Source organism: Streptomyces sp. NPDC004838 (assembly GCF_053600955.1).
This window is the reverse complement of sequence record NZ_JBSGAW010000019.1, coordinates 40,364-60,102: the sequence shown is the minus strand read 5'-3', so window position 1 is coordinate 60,102 and position 19,739 is coordinate 40,364. Positions and strand designations below refer to the sequence as shown.

Below are 19,739 nucleotides of genomic sequence, written 5' to 3'. Positions count from 1 at the left end.
GACAGAATTGAAAGGCCGAACGATGGCTGGCAAAGAAGGCTTCACCGACCGTGAACGCACGGCGATGCGCGAACGAGCAGCCGAGGTCAAGAAGGAAACCAAGCGCTCGGCCTCGAAGAACAAAGCGGCCGCGGACGCGAAGGACGTCCTGGACGCGATCGCGGCGCTCTCGGACAACGACCGCCGCATCGCCGACTGGTTGCACGGAGTCATTACCTCCGCGTCGCCGGACCTCGCGCCACGGCTCTGGTACGGCGCTCCCGCCTACTCCCACAAGGGCAAGATCCTCTGCTTCTTCCGCACCGCCGAGAAGGACGGGGTGCGATACACGAACTTCGGGTTCAACGACACCGCCAACCTCGACGACGGCAACTTCTGGCCCACGTCCTACGCGGTCGCCGACATCGACGAGGCCGCCGCCGACACGATCCGGGAACTGATCGTCCGCGCGCAGTCCTGACGTCACGCGGCCACAGCGGCGGCCCAGCGCGTGAGCAGGCAGCCGCGCGCAGGCAACGCAGGCAACGCAGGCGGCGCGCGCAAGCAGCGGGCGACCTCCCGCATCCAGGAAGGTCGCCCGCTGCCGAGCCGAAGGAGCAATTCGGTCGCCGCGCGGCGGCCCCGCGCTCCGCGGGCGGGGGCGTCGAAGCAGCCGAGGCGCTGGTGGCAAGCTTGAAGCATGAACGATGCCGCCCCGGCGCCCACCCCCGCGCCCCGCCGTGCCCGTGTCCGTGCCCCCGAGCTGATCGGCAAGGGTGGCTGGCTCAACACCGGTGGCAAAGAGCTCACCCTCGCCGACCTGCGAGGTAAGTGCGTTGTTGTTGATTTCTGGACCTTCTGCTGCATCAACTGCCTGCACGTCCTGGACGAGCTGCGCGAGCTGGAGCAGAAGCACCGAGACACGGTCGTGATCGTCGGGGTCCACTCGCCGAAGTTCGTGCACGAGGCCGAGCATCAGGCCGTCGTCGACGCCGTCGAGCGGTACCAGGTGCACCACCCCGTCCTCGACGATCCGGAGCTGGCGACCTGGAAGCAGTACGCCGTACGCGCCTGGCCCACCCTCGTCGTGATCGATCCCGAGGGGTACATCGTCGCGCAGCACGCGGGTGAGGGCCACGCCCACGCCATCGCGAAGCTGGTGGCCGAGCTGGAGACCGAGCACGCCGCGAAGGGCACGCTGCGGCGCGGCGACGGGCCGTACGTCGCGCCCGAACCCGTCGCCACCGATCTGCGGTTTCCTGGGAAGGCCCTGGTGCTGGCGTCGGGGAACCTGCTCGTCTCCGACACCACCCGTGATCAGCTCGTGGAGCTGGAGCCGGACGGCGAGACCGTCGTACGGCGCATCGGCGGGGACGGGGAGTTCGACGAGCCGCAGGGTCTCGCGCTGCTGCCGGACGGGCGGGTGGCCGTCGCCGACACGGTGAACCACGCCGTCAAGGCGTACGACCCCGGCACCGGGACGATCGAGACGCTCGCCGGGACCGGGAAGCAGTGGTGGCAGGGGTCCCCGACCAGCGGACCCGCGCGCGAGGTGGCTCTGTCGTCGCCGTGGGACGTGGCCTGGTGGGGCGGGCGGCTGTGGATCGCCATGGCCGGGGTGCATCAGCTGTGGACGTACGACCCCGAGGACGGGACCGTGCGGGCCGCAGCCGGAACGACGAACGAAGGGCTCGTCGACGGCCCCGCGGCCGAGGCGTGGTTCGCTCAGCCGTCCGGACTCGCGGCGGCCGGGGACCGGCTGTGGATCGCCGACTCCGAGACCTCCGCGCTGCGGTGGATCGACCCCGAGGGCGTGGTGCACACCGCCGTCGGCACCGGGCTCTTCGACTTCGGGCACCGGGACGGGGACGCCGGACAGGCCCTGTTCCAGCACCCGCTGGGCGTCACCGCGCTGCCGGACGGATCGGTCGCCGTCAGCGACACGTACAACCACGCGCTGCGCCGCTACGACCCGGCGACCGGCCGGGTGACGACCCTCGCCACCGATCTGCGGGAGCCTTCGGGCGCGGTGCTCGTGGGCGAGGACATCGTGGTCGTGGAGTCGGCCGCACACCGGCTGACCCGGCTGCGGCTGCCGGAGGAGGCCGTACGGGTCGAGGCCGTCGCCCACCGCACCCGGCGGGAGGCCACCGAGGTCGCGGGCGGGACGCTCCGCCTCGACGTGGTCTTCGAAGCGCCCGCCGGGCAGAAGCTCGACATCCGGTACGGGCCGTCCACCCGTCTCCTCGTCTCCGCGACCCCGCCTGAACTGCTGCTCGGCGGCGATGGCGCGGGGACGGACCTCTCCCGCGAGCTGGAGATCGACCCGGCGGTGGGGGAGGGCGTGCTGCATGTCTCGGCGATGGCGGCTTCCTGCGACGACGACCCGTCGAACGAGTACCCGGCCTGCCATGTGCATCAGCAGGACTGGGGTGTTCCGGTTCGGGTGACCGAGGGCGGGGCGGCGCGGCTGCCGCTGGTGCTGGCGGGCATGGCGTAAGGGCCGCGCACCGGGCGGGGCTTGTCGTGTGCGCGCGATGGGTCACGTATCCCGGTCCAGCTCTCCGGTGACGGGCGCGGGCACCAGGGTTTGGGCGTGTTCGGGGCAGGCGCGGACGGTCATGGGAGCGCCGCTCGGCCGTCCGACCTGCCGGACCGGGATGGGGGCGAGGGTCCAGCGCCCGCAGACGTAGCAGACGGTGCCGGAGTCGGCGGGCGGTTTCCCGGAGTCGGATTGCGAGATCCGGTGATTTCGATCAGTCGGGGTAGAGGGCGTGCATCGGTCAGTAATGGACGAAAGCTACAGCGTCGGCAGGTCTCACGAGGAGCAGGATCACCCCGTACCGAACCGAAGCGGCGGCGCAGTCTGGCCAACGGGTCCGGGTGCCTGTCCCGATAGATTGAGGGCATGTCACGCACGTTTCGACGAATCACTGTCAGTGGGTACAAGTCGGTGGTGCAGGCCGAGCTCGATCTAGGCCCGGTCACCGTGCTCGTCGGCCCTAACGGCGCAGGCAAGAGCAACTTCATCGGCGCGGTCGAACTGCTCGGGCACATCGCCGACCACGACCTGCGGATGGAGGTCGGACGGCGGGGCGGAGCGGAGGCATTGCTGCACGGAGGGGCGAAGGCGACTGCACCGATCAGACTGCGCGTGGAGGCAGGGAAGAACAGCCTGATCAACGTCTACGAGGCCGTGCTTGTACCTGCGGCTGAAGGAGATTTGATCTTCGAAAGCGAAACGTTGCAGTTCCACGACAGCAGACACCACAGGCAGCCCTGGAGCAGGGAAATCGGCCGAGGACACCGCGAGTCCAAACTCACTGGCAAGGTACTCGAAGGACCGGTGGGCGGTGCCGCGGAACACACTCTGGAGATACTGCGAGGCTGCCGCGTCTTCCACTTTCACGACACCACTTCCGGGGCTCCGGTGAAGCAGGCCGGTTACGCCTCGGACTCGGATGTCTTGAAACCCGACGCTGGGAATCTGGCGGCCTTCCTTCTTGGCCTGCAACAGGGATACCCGGCCGCCTACCAGAAGATCGTACGCACGGTCCGTTCCGTAGCGCCATTCTTCCGCGACTTCGTCCTGGCCGAAGACACCAGCGAACGGGTGCGCCTGCGGTGGAAGCAGACAGATTCCGACACCGTCTTTCCCGCTGGTGCATTGTCCGACGGCACGCTGCGCTTCATCTGCCTGACCACGCTCCTGCTCCAGCCCGACCCGCCGGCGCTCCTGGTGCTCGACGAACCCGAACTGGGCCTCCACCCCTTCGCGATCAGCGTTCTCGCGGAACTGCTGCACTCGGTCACCCGGAAAAGCCAGGTCCTTGTGGCCACCCAGTCCGTCACCCTGCTCGATCAGTTCGACATCGGGGAACTCGTCGTCGCAGAACGCGTCCACGGTTCCACACAGCTGCGACGGCCGGACTCCGATGCCCTGGAGACGTGGCTTGAAGAGTACTCGCTCGGTGACCTGTGGTTGAAGAACCTCCTCGGCGGTCGTCCCGCGCCCGAGTCGAAGCGGCAGGACTGACCCGATGCGACAGATCCACGCACTCGTCGAAGGTGCCACAGAGGAACGTGTCGTCACCCAGATCTTCCAGCCCGCACTGGCCGAGCGAGGCGTCTGGCTCACGCCGATCGTGCTCACGACGGGCCGGACAGCAGGAGGCTCGAACTACAAGGGAGGGGTGAGCAAGTGGTCAAAGATCGAACGCGAGATCAGGAACCTGCTCCGGAACTCCGGCGTCAGCATGGTCACCACCCTGCTCGACTTCTACGGACTGCCGTCCGACACACCGGGCCGTGCCGACCTTCCCTCCGGTGACCCGTATGCCCGCGTGCGGCATCTGGAATCCGCCATGGGACACAGCATCGGCGACGCACGTTTCCTCCCTTTCATCGCGCTCCACGAAACCGAAGCATGGGTCCTCGCGGCCGCGAAGGAACTCTCCGACATGGCAGAAGCGCCGAAACTGGCAGACCAGCTCCAGACCCAAGTCAAAACCGCGGGCGGCCCCGAACTCGTCGACGACGGCCCCGACACAGCCCCCTCCAAACGCATCCTCAAGGCATACCCCGCCTACAGCAAGGTCGTGGAAGGTCCGTACGCCATCGAACTCCTGGGACTTCCCGCACTCCGCGCCGTCTGCCCGCACCTCGACTCGTGGCTCACAAGGCTGGAGGCCGGGACCGGCAGGACCGACACCGCCGACCGTGCGGAGCGCTGATGCGCGCCGCACGGGCTTGTCGCTGCCGGAAGGCCCGGCTCAGCCCTCCAGGAATGCCGTCAGCGCGTTCGCCAGCAGATACGGGTCGTTCGCGCCGCACAGCTCGCGCGCGCTGTGCATCGACAGGATCGCGACCCCGATGTCGACTGTCCGGATGCCGTGCCGGGCCGCCGTGATCGGGCCGATCGTCGTGCCGCACGGCATAGCGTTGTTCGACACGAAGGTCTGCCACGGCACCCCGGCCCGCTCGCAGGCCGCCGCGAACACCGCGCGCCCGCTGCCGTCCGTCGCGTACCGCTGGTTGACGTTGACCTTGAGGATCGGGCCGCCGTTGGCGCGCGGGTGGTGCGTCGGGTCGTGGCGCTCGGGGTAGTTGGGGTGCACGGCGTGGCCGGTGTCGGAGGAGAGGCAGACCGTGCCGGCGAAGGCGCGGGCCTTGTCCTCGTACGTACCGCCGCGTGCGAAGACCGAGCGCTCCAGTACCGATCCGAGCAGCGGGCCGTCCGCTCCGGTGTCGGACTGGGAGCCGTTCTCCTCGTGGTCGAAGGCGGCGAGCACGGGGATGTACGACAGGTTCCCGGCGGTCGCGACCGCCGCCAGCGCTGCCGTGCCGGCGTGCACGGAGAGGAGGTTGTCCATGCGCGGCCCGGCCACCAGCTCCCGGTCGCGGCCGAGGTAGGACGGCGGCTCGATGGAGTGGACCATCAGGTCCCAGCCGGTGACCTCGCCGTACGCGAGCCCCGTCTCCTCCTCCAGGAAGGAGATGAGGTCGCCCTCCGCGACATCGCCCAGGCCCCAGATCGGCTGCATATGGCGTTGCTTGTCGAGCTTCAGACCGTCGCTGTGGACCGAGCGGTCCAGATGGATCGCCAGCTGCGGCACCCGCAGCAGCGCCCGGTCGATGTTGACCAGCCGCTCGGAGCCGTCCCGCAGGCTGAGTCGTCCGGCGAGCCCGAGATCGCGGTCGAGCCAGGTGTTGAGCAGGGTGCCGCCGTAGATCTCCACGGCGATCTGCCGCCAGCCCGCCGAGCCCGTGTCCGGCAGCGGCTTCACCCGCAGATTGGGCGAGTCCGTGTGCGCGCCCACGATCCGGAACGGGGTGTGGGCCTGTGCGCCCTCCGGCACGAACCAGGCGATGAGCGCGCCGCCCCGGAGCACATATCTGCCGCCGGTCGTCCCGTCCCAGGCGTCCGTCTCCAGCACCTGCCGGAAACCGGCCTTCTCCAGCCGCTCGGCGGCGACCGCCACCGCGTGATACGGCGAGGGCGCGGCGGCCAGGAAGGTCATGAGGTCGTCGGTGTGCGCACGGTCGAAGCCGCCTGGCGCGCTGCTGGTACTCATGGGGCCAACTGTAACGAGCGAGGCCGTGCCCTGACCTGGGCCCGGGGCGGGCGGCCTCCGGCCGGTGCCGATGCCCTGGCGGAGGAGGCGCCTTCGCGGAGGCGGGCCGGCGGCGGTGAGGCCGGCGGCGGTGAGGTCGGGCCGACCAGGGCGGCGCGCGGGTACGACTGCGCGGACCGGTCTCCCGAGGAGGTGTCCCCCGCGGAGTATCCGAGGACGCCCGGTGCGGGGTCGGGCGCGGGACTGTGCCGGGGAGACCTGGGGCTACAGGTGGTCGATGGCCGTCAGATCGATGTCGATGTCGAACGGGACGGTGATCTTGAGCTGGTCGTGGTGGATGCCGGTCGCGACATACGCCCTGGTCACGGGGTCGTACTCATAGGTGCACACCATGGGCCGGTCGTGTGCGCCGGTCATCTCCACGCGCCAGAAGTGCGGAATGCCCGCAGCGGCGTACTTGTGGGGCTTGGTGTCCCGGTCCCTGGCCTCCGAGTCGGGAGAGACGACCTCGACCGCGAGCAGGACATCGGCGGACCGGTAACGGGTCTGCCGCTGGTCCTTGTCGGCTTCCGACGCGACCACCACCAGGTCGGGTTCCGGTACGTTCCGAGGCCCCAGAACGACCGCCATCTCCCGGCGCACGCGCAGATGACCGGGAGCGTGGACGCGCAGCCCCGACTCCAGCAGATACATGGCCAGCGAATGGAACTTGCGCTGCGGACTCACGAAAACCAGGCTCCCGTCGATCAGCTCGGTGTGCGGCGGGAGGTCGAGCGCGAAGAAGTCGTCCACGGTGTAACCGTCCGGCGGCGGCACCGGCCAGGCGGACCCATCCGGCTGCTGGTGGGGTGAGTCCGGCAGCGCCTCGGCAGTCATGATTCCTCCCATGGACGGGATTCTCGGGCCACGGTTCAGCGTACCCAGCCGATACGACAGCGCCGCCACCCGAAAGTCGGAGTTCGGGGAGTTGTGCTGACGGTCGGGGATCGGCTCGGCGCACTTGCACGGGGGTGCCCCGGTGGTGGGGGCGGTGTCCCGGCTGCTCCGGCCCGATCCCGGCCCGTGCGGTCGGGACTGGGGGCGCGGGAAACCGCGGCTATCCCGCGCCGGGTGCGCCGACAGGTCCGGCGCGGGTGGCCGGGTGCGCGGGGTCTCAGGAGTCCCCGGTCCCGCGGTAGTCGAGCGCGCCGTCCTTGAGCTTCGCGGACGGGGTCTCGCCCTTCTGCGCCTGCCGTGAGCGCTCGGCGAACACCTCGCCGATGGACACCAGCTCCGCTCCGACGTAGGTCTTCGCGTTGAGGCCGCCCGTCTCGAACAGCAGCACGCTCGTGCCGACCCTGCTCATGACGACCGCCCCCTGGGAACCCAGCTTGCTCCGGCCGCGCTTGGTTTGCGAGAACTCGCCGATCACATCGGGGAGCCGACTGTCGACGGTGTCGCGCGGGTCCAGATTGGCCGAGGCGTACCGGTCCAGCAGGGGCCGGGCGGCGGCGTCGGCCGCCTGGGTGCTGTCGTACGCGTACACGGTGAAGGCGATGGTTCCCGCGTCCTGGCGGGTGAGCATGGTGCTGCCCGTGAAGAGCGCGCCCTCGCAGACCGGGTCCTTCCGTCCGACGCAGGACACCGGGATCCCGTCCTCCTTGCGGAGATCGACCGTGTCCGGCTTTCCCGGGGGGCCGCCCCAGCCGGGCAGATCGCCTTCGCGCGGGATCACGGCCGCCACCTGGTCGGCCGTGAGCACGGTCGCCTCGAGGGACCCGGAAGGGCTCGGCGCGGATCCCGTCGCGGACCCCGTCGCAGACCCCGTCGCCCGGTCGTCCTCGCCGCCGTCGTCCGAGCCGCATCCCGTCAGCAGCAGCGCCCCCGCCACCGCACCGGCCGTCGCCAATCGCCCAAGACGGCCATACCTCATGATCCTCATGTTCCCCCCATGTGTTGGCGACGATCATACGAACGGCCCGCCTCCCCCAGGAATCCCCGGGGAGGCGGGCCGTCGTATGACGTCGGCTACATGCGACCGACATCGGCTGCACGCGACATCGGCCACGCGCGACATCGGCCGCACGGTCGGCGGGGCAGCTCTCAGAACGCCGCCTCGTCGAGGTCCATCAGCGAACCGTCCACCGTCTCCGCCAGCGCGCGCTCGGCCGAGACGCCGGGCAGGACGTTCGCGGCGAAGAACTTCGCCGCCGCGATCTTGCCCTGGTAGAACGGCACGTCCTTCGCGGACGCGGTCTCCAGCTTCTCCACCGCGACCGCCGCACCGCGCAGCAGCAGATAGCCGACGACGACATCGCCGGAGGCGAACAGCAGCCGGGTGGTGTTGAGGCCGACCTTGTAGATGTTCCGGACGTCCTCGCCCGTGGCGATCAGGTCGTTCGTCATCGTGCCGACGATCGCCTCCAGATCCACCGCGGCCCGGGCGAGCGCGTCGCGGGCCGGGGCCAGCTCCTCGCCGCCGGTGCCGACCGCGAGGAACTTCTTGATCTCCTCGGAGAGGGTGTTCAGCGCCTGGCCCTGGTCGCGGACGATCTTCCGGAAGAAGTAGTCCTGGCCCTGGATGGCGGTCGTGCCCTCGTACAGGGTGTCGATCTTTGCGTCCCGGATGTACTGCTCGACCGGGTACTCCTGGAGGTAGCCGGAGCCGCCGAAGGTCTGGAGCGACTGGGCCAGCTGCTCGTACGACTTCTCGGAGCCGTAGCCCTTGACGATCGGCAGCAGCAGATCGTTCAGGGCGACCAGCGCCGAGGTGTCCTCGTCGGAGGACGCCTTCGCGGTGATCTCGTCCTGGACGGACGCGGTGTAGAGGACCAGGGCGCGCATGCCCTCGGCGTACGCCTTCTGCGTCATCAGGGCGCGCCGGACGTCCGGGTGGTGGGTGATGGTGACCTTGGGCGCGGACTTGTCGGCGAAGTTCACCAGGTCCTGGCCCTGGACGCGCTCCTTGGCGTACTCCAGCGCGTTCAGATAACCCGTGGAGAGCGTGGCGATCGCCTTCGTGCCGACCATCATCCGGGCGAACTCGATGATCATGAACATCTGGCGGATGCCGTCGTGCTTGTCGCCGATCAGCCAGCCCTTGGCGGGGTGCTGGTCGCCGAAGGTCATCTCGCAGGTGTTGGACGCCTTGAGGCCCATCTTGTGCTCGACGTTCGTGGCGTACACGCCGTTGCGCTCGCCCAGCTCGCCGGTCTCCCAGTCGAAGTGGAACTTCGGTACGAGGAAGAGCGAGAGGCCCTTGGTGCCGGGGCCGGCGCCCTCGGGCCGGGCCAGCACATAATGCAGGATGTTCTCCGACAAGTCGTGCTCACCGGAGGTGATGAAGCGCTTCACGCCCTCGATGTGCCAGGAGCCGTCCTCCTGCTCCACGGCCTTCGTCCGGCCCGCGCCGACGTCCGAGCCGGCGTCCGGCTCCGTGAGGACCATGGTGGAGCCCCACTGCTTCTCGACGGCGATCGCGGCGAGCTTCTTCTGCGCCTCGTTGCCCTCCTCGAAGAGGAGACCGGCGAAGGCCGGGCCGGAGGAGTACATCCATATCGCCGGGTTCGAGCCCAGCAGCAGTTCGGCGTACGACCAGATCAGCGAGCGCGGCGCGGTGGTGCCGCCGATCTCCTCCGGCAGGCCGAGACGCCAGTACTCGGAGTCCATGAAGGACCGGTAGCTCTTCCGGAAGGACTCCGGGAGGGGCGCGGTCTGGGTCGCGGGGTCGAAGACGGGCGGGTTGCGGTCGGCGTCCGCGAAGGACTCCGCCAACTCGTTCTCCGCGAGCCGGGCGATCTCCGCGAGGATGCTCTTGGCGGTGTCGACGTCCATCTCCGCGAACGGGCCGGTGCCGTACAGCTTGTCGCGTCCGAGGACCTCGAAGAGGTTGAACTCGATGTCGCGGAGATTCGACTTGTAGTGCCCCATGGCGACGGCTCCGTAAGGATCGGGGAGGCGGGTCCTCGTAACTCATACCAATCGGTAACGACATGATGCTACCCGTCGGTAATAAGAATCAACCCTTTTCCCGGCCACTGTGACCAGCGTCCCCCCGTCGCGGCCCGCGGCCGGGGCGGGCGGGTTCGGCAGGGATTCGGCAGAGTTTCGACAGAGTACAGTCCGCCTCCGCCGGGGCGAGGGGTTCCGGCGGAGGCTCGCTCGCGACGGGTTCCCGACAGCGCGGCGGACGCCATCCCGCTCTTTGTGCCCGCAGTACGACACGGTAGGGACGCGGTGGTGGGCGACTCGTTACTCTTGCGGGCATGTACGGCTATGACCAGAGTCAGGGCGCTCAGCAGCAGTACGCACCCCAGCAGCCATACGGGACGCAGCCGCCGGGGCAGCCCCTCTACCCGGAGCCTTCGCCTCCCTCTCTCGCCGACGCTGTACGGGCCTTCACCACGGCCTCGCTCTCCGCGGAGGACTTTCAGCAGATCTTCGCCACCTCCAAGGTCTACTGTCCGCGCGGCGACAATCCCGGATTCCTGGCGCTGCACAACACGCAGCAGCCGGTGATCCCCATGTTCACCTCGCTCAAGGAACTGCGCCGGTACGCGGGCAAGGAGTCCAAGTACTTCGTGATCACGGGGGCGGAGGTGATCGATCTGCTGCCGACGGGGTACGGCTTCGTCCTCGACATGGAGGGCGAGCACCGGATGGTCTTCGACGCGAAGGCCGTGGAGCAGATGGTCGACTTCGCCATGCGCCGTATGTACGGCTGATGTGCGTCATGTACGGCTGCTGATGTGCGCCATGTACTCGCCATGTACTGCTGATGCCTACCGTTGAGCTGTGCGCCTGATATGTGCCGCTGCGGGTTATCCGCACTGATTTCGCGCATATGGATGGTTCTGGACGGCATGTGATGCGCGCGTGCGCGACTCGTCCCGTACGCGTGCGCGACTCGTCCCGTACGCGTGCGCGACTCGTTCCGTACGTGTCGGCGCGCCTGAAGGTACGTGTGCCACCGGATCCCGTACGTACGGACCGAACCGCCTGATCCCTCTGTGGGTGTCCGGGAGGAATACCTCCCGGGCTTTTCTCGTTTGGGCTGGCAAGAAGTTCATGATTCAACTAAACTCGTCCACAGGTCGCACAAGGAGGTACCCCCCATGCCCGCAGTGACTGTCGAGAATCCGCTGACCCTGCCGCGCGTATCCGCGGCGGCGGATGCCGTATCCCGTCCCGTGCTCGCCGTTACCACCGCACCCAGCGGCTTCGAGGGTGAGGGCTTCCCGGTGCGGCGCGCGTTCGCGGGGATCAACTACAAGTACCTCGACCCGTTCATCATGATGGACCAGATGGGCGAGGTGGAGTACGCGCCGGGCGAGCCGAAGGGCACCCCCTGGCACCCGCACCGCGGCTTCGAGACCGTGACGTATCTGATCGACGGAACCTTCGTCCACCAGGACAGCAACGGCGGCGGCGGAACCATCCAGAACGGCGACACCCAGTGGATGACCGCGGGTTCCGGCCTGCTCCACATCGAGGCTCCGCCGGAGGCGCTCGTCACGTCCGGCGGGCTCTTCCACGGGCTCCAGCTCTGGGTGAACCTCCCGGCGGCGGACAAGATGATGGCTCCCCGCTACCAGGACATCCGCGGCGGCCAGGTCCAGTTGCTCACCTCCCCCGACGGCGGCGCGCTGCTCCGCGTCATCTCCGGCGAGCTGGACGGGCACAAGGGGCCGGGCATCACGCACACCCCGGTCACCATGGTCCACGCGACCCTCCGGCCGAGTGCGCAGATCACCCTGCCGTGGCGTGAGGACTTCAACGGCCTCGTCTACGTTCTCGCCGGGCGCGGCTCCGTCGGCGACGACCGGCGGCCGGTCCACATGGGCCAGACCGCGGTCTTCGGCGACGGCGGCTCCCTGACCGTACGGGCCGACGAGAGCCAGGACTCCAACAGCCCCGACCTGGAGGTCGTGCTGCTGGGCGGCCGGCCCATCCGTGAGCCGATGGCGCACTACGGCCCGTTCGTGATGAACACGCAGGCCGAACTGCGGCAGGCGTTCGAGGACTTCCAGAAGGGCCGGCTGGGCACGATTCCGGCGGTTCACGGGATGTCCGAAGGGCGGTAAGCCCCCCTCCGGAGGGCGGTAACGCCCGCTGTTACTGGACTGAGGGTCCGCGTTACCGGACTGAGGGTCCGCCGGGAAGCCCCGGCGGACCCTTCCGGCGTTCCGCCGCCTCCCGCCGGCTGGTCCGGGCCGCCGGTTGGTTCGGCCGCCGGTTGGTCCGGTTGGCGGCTGGTCCGGTCGGCGGCGGACTCTCCGAGGGCCGTTCCCCGTCACCCGGACGGACGCCACGGGCGGGCCGCGGCCGGGAGGCCGTGATCGGGTGGCAGGGTGCAGACCCTCCTCCCCGAGCCTGTCCGGCGTATCGCCGCCTGGTGCGCCGTCTTTCTGCTGGTCGCCGGGGTCGGCGCGGTGGGGATCTGGCTGATCGGCTACTTCAGGACCGCCGTCACACCTTTTCTGCTCGCCCTCCTCGGGACCGCGCTCCTCGGGCCGCTCCACCGCAGACTCGTCGGGATGGGAGTGCACCGCTCACTCGCGGCCGGGCTGACCTGCGTGGCCGTCGTCGCCGTCGTCGGCGGGGCCCTGTACATCATCGTCAGCGCGCTGGTCGACAACGGCGAACAGATCCTCACCTCGCTCCGCAGCGCCGGGGAAGGGATCGCCCAGCACTTCGGGGCCGCCGGGACCTCACTCGACGACCTCGCCCGCAACGCGAAGGAACTCCTCGCGAAATTCGGCGGAACGGCCGCGTCCGGGGTGATCAGCGGGCTGAGCGTCGTCGCCGAGGCGATCGCCACCGCCGTCCTCGCCATGCTGCTGATCTTCTTCTTCCTCCGCGACTCCCACAAGGCCGCCGGGCTCGCCCGCTCGATCGCGCCCGGCTCGAACGGGGAGACCCTCGAAGCGATGGGACGGCGTGCCTTCGAGGCCGTCGAGGGCTTTATGCGAGGGACCACCTTCATCGCCCTCATCGACGCGGTCTGCATCACCGTGGGCCTGCTCATCCTCCGCGTCCCCGGCGCGGTCGGCCTCGGCGCGCTCGTCTTCGTCGGCGCGTACATCCCCTACCTGGGGGCCTTCCTCTCCGGCGCGGTCGCCGTCCTGGTGGCCTTCGCCGACCGGGGGTGGGTGATCGCCCTCTGGGCCCTGGGGGTCGTGATCGCCGTCCAGCTCCTGGAGGGCCATGTCCTCCAGCCGGTGATCCAGAGCCGTACGGTCCAGATGCACCCCGCGGTGGTGATGCTGGCGATCACCGCCGGGGCCGGTGTCGCCGGGATCCTGGGCATGCTCCTGGCGGTGCCGGTCACGGCGGCGGCGTTCGGCGTCGTCGGCGAACTGCGCACGCGGTGGCCGCGGGCGGGGTGAGCCGGGGCCCGACAGGTGTGGGGCAGCGGGGCGGGGGGTGGGCAGGATGCAGGATGCAGGCTACGTGATGCTGACTGACCAGGATGCAGGATGCAGGGTACGGCGTGCGGGGAGTCCTCGGTCGAGGCGGTCGGCCGGGCGGGCCGGAGGGCGTGACTGGTCGCGACCCAGGACCCAGGATGCATGATGCAGGATGTGCCCAGCGTGGCAGCGGGGCGGCAGGTCCGGGAGACCCGTGGGACGGCCGGGGCAGCAGGGGCAGTAGGGACGGCTGGTACGGCTGGGGCTGTGGCGGGGTGGCGTTCAGCGGCCGTGGCCACTTCGGCCGCGGCCCTCAGCCGGAGGTCTCGGCGGCGGCAGCCGGTTCGTGAAGTCCCTGGGGCTCGTGGAGTTCGAACCAGATGGACTTCCCCTCACCCTTCGGATCCACCCCCCACGCGTCCGCGAGCATCTCCATCAGCACCAGCCCCCGGCCCGACGAGGCCAGTTCGCCGGGGCTCCGCTTGTGCGGGAGTTCGTCGCTGGCGTCGGTGACCTGGACGCGGAGGTGGCGGCCGGGGGTGGCGCGGTCGCAGGTGATCTCGGCCACCAGCAGGGCGTTGCCGTCCGTGTGGACGAGGACGTTGGTGACCATCTCGGAGACCATCAGCACCGCGGAGTCGATCTGCTCGGGGTCCGCCCAGTCGTGCAGCAGCTCACGTACGGTCTGGCGGGCCGACGCGATGCGTTCGGGTTCGGCCTGCGCGATGGTCATCGCCGCCCGGCGGGGGGTCGCGCGCGGGGGCGTCCCGTCGCGGGAGATCAGCAGGACCGCGACGTCGTCCTCGCGGCGGTCGGCCAGCGGCCCGGTGGTGTAGTGGGAGACCGGGCCGTGCACGGCCTGTACGAGGGAGTCCGCCAGCTCCTCCAGCGATCCGTGCTCGGGGTGGGCCTCCAGGACCTTCCGCAGCCGGGCCCACCCGGTGTCCAGATCGTGACCGCCGGTCTCCAGGAGGCCGTCCGTGCAGATCATCATCGTCTCGCCGGGCTCCAGCGTCAGCCGGGTCGTCGGATAGTCCGGGTCCGGATCGATGCCCAGCGGCAGCCCGCCCTCGGTCGGCCGCAGGAGCACCGTGCCGTCGGCCATCCGGACCGCGGGATCCGGATGCCCGGCCCTGGCGATCTCGATGACGCCGCTCGCCGGGTCGACCTCCAGATACAGACAGGTGGCGAACCGGGGACCGGAGTAGTCGGACTGCTCGTACGTGTCGGTGACGCCGTGCAGGAAACGGGAGGCGCGCGCGAGCACCGCGTCCGGCCGGTGCCCCTCGGAGGCGTACGCGCGCAGGGCGATCCGCAGCTGGCCCATCACCCCCGCCGACCGGACGTCATGGCCCTGCACATCGCCGATGACCAGGGCGATCCGGCCCGACGGCAGCGGAATCATGTCGTACCAGTCGCCGCCGACCTGAAGCCCGCCGCCCGTCGGGACATAGCGCGCGGCCACCGTCATCCCCTCGATCGCGGGTCCGAGGACCGGCATCATCGACCGCTGGAGACCGAGCGACAGCTCCCGCTCCGTCTCGGCGACCCCGGCCCGCGTGAGCGCCTGCGCCAGCATCCGGGCGACGGTGGTGAGCACGGAGCGTTCGTCGGGAGTGAAGACGACCTGGTGCCGGAACGCGGCCATCCACGCGCCCATCGTCCGCCCGGCGACGATCAGCGGCAGATACGCCCAAGACTGCCGGCCCAGAGGCTGGGCCAGCGGCCAGCTGATGGGGTAGCGGCGGGCGTACTCGTCCGGGCTCGGCAGATAGACGGCCCGGCCGGTGCGGACGACCTCGGCCGCCGGATGGTCGGTATCCATCCGCATATCGCTGAAGGGGTCGGCGCCGGCCCGGTGGTGCCCGTGGTGTCCGATGATCGTCAGTCGGCCGCTCGCGGCGCCGAAGACGGCCAGCCCGTCGGGTGAGAAGCCCGGCATGGAGAGGGAGGCCGCCACCCGCAGCACCTCGGCCGTGGAGCGGGCCTCCGCCAGCGCCCGGCCCGCGTCCAGCAGGAACGCCTCCCGAGAACGCCGCCAGTCACCGGTGACGGGCGTCTTCGCGGCCGTGCCCTCGGCCGGCTCGGCCACCTCCTGGACCATCCCGATCAGCTCGTACACCCCGTCGACCTCGGAGGGCTTCGACCGGATCCGTACGGTACGGAGCACACGGCCCGCCTCCTCGACGACCCGCAGCCTGCCCTCGGCCACCGTCCCCTCGGCGAGCGCGAGACTCACCACCTGGCTGATCTCGTTCCAGTCCACCGGGTGGAAGCGGGCACGAATGATGGACTCGGAGTGGACGCGGGACTCGGCGGGCAGCTCCAGCAACCGGGCGGCCTCGGCGTCGAGGGTGACCGTCCCGGATGCGTGGTTCCACCGCCACAGGCCGGTCGCTATCGCGGCCAGGACGTCCTCGGTGCGCATTGCCTCACTTTATTCCGATCCGCTCCGCGCCGAGCCGCCGGGGTCGCCGGGGTCGCCGGGGCCCCGACGGCCGGACCGAACCGGGGGTCGCTCTCTGACCGGAATCGTCCTCTGACCGGGGGTGCTCTCTGACCGGGTTCGCCCTTGGCCCGCAGGCTCTCCGGGCCCGCGGCCCCCCGACCGCCGCCCCGGCTCCGGCCCCCCGACCGGAACCCGTACCCATGACATGTGTGAGCCAACGATCCGGTGGCGTGTATAAGCCAACGATCCGGTGCTGAGCCGGGCGGTAACCTTGACGGGCCCGGCCACCCCCGAATCCCAAGACTGGATGAACGAGCATGCATCGGTACAGGTCCCACACCTGCGGCCAGCTCCGCGCCTCCGACGTCTCCACCGACGTCCGGCTGAGCGGCTGGCTGCACAATCGCCGAGACCTGGGCGGCATCCTCTTCATCGATCTGCGCGACCACTACGGCATCACGCAGCTCGTGGCCCGTCCCGGCACCCCGGCGAACGAGGCGCTGAGCCACCTCACCAAGGAGACCGTCGTCCGCGTGGACGGGAAGGTCGTCAGCCGGGGCGCGGACAACGTCAACCCCGAGCTGCCCACCGGCGAGATCGAGATCGAGGTCTCCGAGGTCGAGATCCTGGGCGAGGCCCAGCAGATCCCCTTCACCATCAACACCGACGACGGCGTCAACGAGGAGCGGCGGCTCGAGTACCGCTTCCTCGACCTGCGCCGTGAGCGCATGCACCGCAACATCATGCTGCGCACCGCCGTGATCTCCGCGATCCGGCACAAGATGACCGCCCTCGGCTTCAACGAGATGGCCACCCCGATCCTCACCGCGACCTCCCCCGAGGGCGCGCGCGACTTCGTGGTGCCGTCCCGGCTGAACCCCGGCAAGTTCTACGCGCTGCCGCAGGCCCCGCAGCAGTTCAAGCAGCTGCTGATGATCTCCGGCTTCGACCGGTACTTCCAGATCGCGCCCTGCTTCCGCGACGAGGACGCCCGCGCCGACCGCTCGCCCGGCGAGTTCTACCAGCTCGACCTGGAGATGAGCTTCGTCGAGCAGGAGGACGTCTTCCAGCCGGTCGAGAAGCTGATGACGGAGCTGTTCGAGGAGTTCGGCAACGGGCGGCACGTCACCTCTCCCTTCCCGCGCATCCCGTTCCGCGAGTCGATGCTGAAGTACGGCAACGACAAGCCGGACCTGCGCGCCAAGCTGGAGCTGTTCGACATCACCGATGTCTTCGAGGGCTCCGAGTTCAAGGCGTTCGCGGGCAAGCACGTGCGCGCCCTGCCGGTGCCGGACGTCTCCGCCCAGCCGCGCAAGTTCTTCGACCAGCTCGGCGAGTACGCCGTCGAGCAGGGCGCGAAGGGCCTGGCCTGGGTCCGTGTCGCCGAGGACGGTTCGCTGTCCGGCCCGATCGCCAAGTTCCTCACCGAGGAGAACGTCAAGGTCCTCACCGAGCGTCTCGGTCTCGCCGCCGGGCACGCCGTGTTCTTCGGCGCGGGCGACGTCGACGAGGTCTCCAAGATCATGAGCGCCGTCCGGGTGGAGGCCGCCAAGCGCTCCGGCCACTTCGAAGAGGGCGTCTTCCGCTTCTGCTGGATCGTCGACTTCCCGATGTACGAGAAGGACGAGGAGACCGGGAAGATCGACTTCTCGCACAACCCCTTCTCGATGCCCCAGGGCGGCATGAAGGACCTGGAGGAGAAGGACCCCCTCGACATCCTCGCCTGGCAGTACGACATCGTCTGCAACGGCATCGAGCTGTCGTCCGGCGCGATCCGGAACCACGAGCCCGAGGTCATGCTGAAGGCGTTCGAGATCGCCGGATACGACCGCGAGACCGTCGAGCACGAGTTCGCGGGCGTGCTGCGCGCCTTCCGTCTGGGCGCCCCGCCGCACGGCGGCATCGCGCCCGGCATCGACCGCATCGTGATGCTGCTCGCCGACGAGCCGAACATCCGCGAGACGATCGCCTTCCCGCTCAACGGCAACGCGCAGGACCTGATGATGGGCGCGCCGACGGAGCTGGACGAGTCGCGGCTGCGCGAGCTGAACATCCAGCTGCGGAAGCCGGTGGCGAAGGCCGGGGAGTAGCCTCCGTAACCCTTCGGGTGAAGGCCCCGTACCGCTCGCTGTCGCAGCGAGCGGTACGGGGCCTTCACAGTCCGTTGCGAGCGAGCGCGACCTGCTCCGGCGGCGGGACCTACGCCTTGGCGGGCTCCTCAAGACGGGGGAAGAGCACCGCGCCCTTCGTCACACGCGCACCCGCGGGGAGCACGCCCCACTCGCCCGCGTCCTGGACCCGCTGAGCGGAGAGCGCGCCGATGAGCGGCTCCGCGCCCAGGGATTCCCACAGGGCGAGGGAGGTCGTGGGCATCACCGGGTTGAGGAGGACCGCCACCGCCCGGAGGGACTCCGCCGCCGTGTAGAGGATCGTGGCGAGCCGCGCCTGACCCTCCGGCGACGAGTCCTTCGCGACCTTCCAGGGCTCCTGCTCGGTCAGATAGCCGTTGACCTGCTTGACGAAGTCGAAGATCGCCAGAATGCCGCCCTGGAAGTCCAGTTCGTCGCCGATCAACCGGTCCGCCTCCGCGACCGCCTTCGACAGACCCTCCCGGACCGCCTGTTCCGCCTCGCCGGAGGCCGTCGCCTCGGGGAGCGTGCCGTCGAAGTACTTGGCGACCATGGCCGCGACGCGCGACGCGAGGTTGCCGTAGTCGTTCGCCAGCTCGCTCGTATAGCGGGCGGTGAAGTCCTCCCACGAGAAGGAGCCGTCCTGGCCGAACGCGATCGCGCGCAGGAAGTACCAGCGGTACGCGTCCACGCCGAAGTGGGAGGTGAGGTCCTGCGGCTTGATGCCGGTCAGGTTCGACTTGGACATCTTCTCGCCGCCGACCATGAGCCAGCCGTTCGCGGCGACCCGGCCCGGCACCGGCAGGCCGTTCGCCAGCAGCATCGCGGGCCAGATGATCGCGTGGAAGCGCAGGATGTCCTTGCCGACCAGGTGCACATCGGCCGGGAATGTCTCCGTGAACTTCTCCGGGTTCTCGTTGTAGCCGACGGCCGTCGCGTAGTTCAGCAGGGCGTCGATCCACACGTAGATGACGTGCTTCTCGTCCCACGGGACCTTGACGCCCCAGTCGAACGTCGACCGGGAGATCGAGAGGTCCTGGAGGCCCTGCTTGACGAAGTTCACGACCTCGTTGCGCGCGGACTCGGGCTGGATGAAGCCGGGGTTGGCCTCGTAGAACTCCAGCAGCTTCGGGCCGTACTCGCTGAGCTTGAAGAAGTAGTTCTCCTCCTTCAGCAGCTCGACGGGCTTCTTGTGGATCGGGCAGAGCTTCTGCCCCGCGTACTCGCCCTCGCCGTCGATCAGATCGCCGGGGAGCTTGTACTCCTCGCAGCCCACGCAGTACGGGCCCTCGTATCCGCCCTGGTAGATCTCGCCCTTGTCGTACAGGTCCTGCACGAACTCCTGCACACGGTCCGTGTGCCGCTTCTCCGTCGTACGGATGAAGTCGTCGTTCGCGATGTCCAGATGCTCCCAGAGGGGTTTCCACGCCTCTTCGACGAGCTTGTCGCACCATTCCTGGGGTGTGACGCCGTTCGTCTCGGCAGTGCGCATGATCTTCTGACCGTGCTCGTCCGTGCCGGTGAGGAACCACACCTTCTCGCCACGCTGGCGGTGCCAGCGGGTGAGCACGTCGCCTGCGACGGTCGTGTAGGCGTGGCCCAGGTGAGGAGCGTCGTTGACGTAGTAAATGGGGGTCGTGACGTAATACGCCGTCGCCCCCTGCTTCTCGGATCCAGTGGCCGCCATGGGCGAAATCCTATCGGCCCACGGATGTGGCCC

At 69.4% G+C, this 19,739-nt stretch carries 14 protein-coding genes; 8 read left to right on the top strand and 6 right to left on the bottom strand.

Annotated features, from left to right (window positions below; all coding sequences use genetic code 11):
- The first annotated feature begins 22 nt into the window (after positions 1 to 22).
- The 4 genes from ACWEFL_RS21720 (at position 23) to ACWEFL_RS21705 (ending at position 4,712) form a co-directional block, all read left to right on the top strand.
- On the top strand, positions 23 to 460 hold the full coding sequence (locus ACWEFL_RS21720; RefSeq protein ID WP_451715051.1) for a hypothetical protein: 438 nt from the start codon (positions 23 to 25) through the stop codon (positions 458 to 460).
- Positions 461 to 679: 219 nt separating this feature from the next.
- The gene (locus tag ACWEFL_RS21715; protein ID WP_451715048.1) at positions 680 to 2,479 is read left to right on the top strand and encodes an NHL domain-containing thioredoxin family protein; all 1,800 of its coding nucleotides are present in this window, start codon (positions 680 to 682) and stop codon (positions 2,477 to 2,479) included.
- Positions 2,480 to 2,887: 408 nt separating this feature from the next.
- Entirely contained in the window at positions 2,888 to 4,015 is a 1,128-nt protein-coding gene (locus tag ACWEFL_RS21710) for an AAA family ATPase (RefSeq protein ID WP_451715045.1), read from the top strand.
- A 4-nt stretch (positions 4,016 to 4,019) separates the two neighbouring features.
- On the top strand, positions 4,020 to 4,712 hold the full coding sequence (locus ACWEFL_RS21705) for a DUF4276 family protein (RefSeq protein ID WP_451715042.1): 693 nt from the start codon (positions 4,020 to 4,022) through the stop codon (positions 4,710 to 4,712).
- A gap of 39 nt (positions 4,713 to 4,751) precedes the next feature.
- Here ACWEFL_RS21705 and ACWEFL_RS21700 read toward each other — a convergent pair whose 3' ends face one another.
- The 4 genes from ACWEFL_RS21700 to ACWEFL_RS21685 form a co-directional block, all read right to left on the bottom strand.
- Entirely contained in the window at positions 4,752 to 6,053 is a 1,302-nt protein-coding gene (locus tag ACWEFL_RS21700) for a M18 family aminopeptidase (protein WP_451715039.1), read from the bottom strand.
- 264 nt (positions 6,054 to 6,317) lie between these two features.
- On the bottom strand, positions 6,318 to 6,941 hold the full coding sequence (locus ACWEFL_RS21695) for a Uma2 family endonuclease (RefSeq protein WP_451715037.1): 624 nt from the start codon (positions 6,939 to 6,941) through the stop codon (positions 6,318 to 6,320).
- A gap of 265 nt (positions 6,942 to 7,206) precedes the next feature.
- A complete protein-coding gene (locus ACWEFL_RS21690; RefSeq protein WP_451715035.1) occupies positions 7,207 to 7,965 on the bottom strand; it encodes a hypothetical protein in 759 nt (252 codons plus the stop codon).
- A 170-nt stretch (positions 7,966 to 8,135) separates the two neighbouring features.
- Positions 8,136 to 9,962 carry an acyl-CoA dehydrogenase gene (locus ACWEFL_RS21685; RefSeq protein ID WP_451715032.1) on the bottom strand — a complete coding sequence of 609 codons (1,827 nt, stop codon included), beginning with the start codon at positions 9,960 to 9,962 and terminating at the stop codon, positions 8,136 to 8,138.
- A gap of 335 nt (positions 9,963 to 10,297) precedes the next feature.
- Between ACWEFL_RS21685 and ACWEFL_RS21680 the strand changes: the two genes are divergently transcribed.
- The 3 genes from ACWEFL_RS21680 to ACWEFL_RS21670 all read left to right on the top strand — a co-directional run bounded on the left by ACWEFL_RS21680 (position 10,298) and on the right by ACWEFL_RS21670 (position 13,420).
- A complete protein-coding gene (locus ACWEFL_RS21680) occupies positions 10,298 to 10,756 on the top strand; it encodes an SseB family protein (RefSeq protein ID WP_451715030.1) in 459 nt (152 codons plus the stop codon).
- A 390-nt stretch (positions 10,757 to 11,146) separates the two neighbouring features.
- Positions 11,147 to 12,115 (top strand): pirin family protein, encoded by a 969-nt coding sequence (locus ACWEFL_RS21675; RefSeq protein WP_451715027.1) that lies wholly within the window; start codon positions 11,147 to 11,149, stop codon positions 12,113 to 12,115.
- 267 nt (positions 12,116 to 12,382) lie between these two features.
- The gene (locus ACWEFL_RS21670) at positions 12,383 to 13,420 is read left to right on the top strand and encodes an AI-2E family transporter (RefSeq protein ID WP_451715024.1); all 1,038 of its coding nucleotides are present in this window, start codon (positions 12,383 to 12,385) and stop codon (positions 13,418 to 13,420) included.
- A gap of 334 nt (positions 13,421 to 13,754) precedes the next feature.
- On the opposite strand, the gene ACWEFL_RS21665 is transcribed toward ACWEFL_RS21670, so the two are convergent.
- Positions 13,755 to 15,869, bottom strand: a complete 2,115-nt coding sequence (locus ACWEFL_RS21665; protein ID WP_451715021.1) for an ATP-binding SpoIIE family protein phosphatase — start codon at positions 15,867 to 15,869, stop codon at positions 13,755 to 13,757.
- Between the two features lie 338 nt (positions 15,870 to 16,207).
- Between ACWEFL_RS21665 and aspS the strand changes: the two genes are divergently transcribed.
- Positions 16,208 to 17,980, top strand: coding sequence for an aspartate--tRNA ligase (aspS, locus tag ACWEFL_RS21660; protein WP_451715019.1), 1,773 nt, complete (start codon positions 16,208 to 16,210; stop codon positions 17,978 to 17,980).
- Positions 17,981 to 18,089: 109 nt separating this feature from the next.
- On the opposite strand, the gene metG is transcribed toward aspS, so the two are convergent.
- Positions 18,090 to 19,706, bottom strand: coding sequence for a methionine--tRNA ligase (metG, locus tag ACWEFL_RS21655; RefSeq protein WP_451715016.1), 1,617 nt, complete (start codon positions 19,704 to 19,706; stop codon positions 18,090 to 18,092).
- Positions 19,707 to 19,739 lie beyond the last annotated feature (33 nt).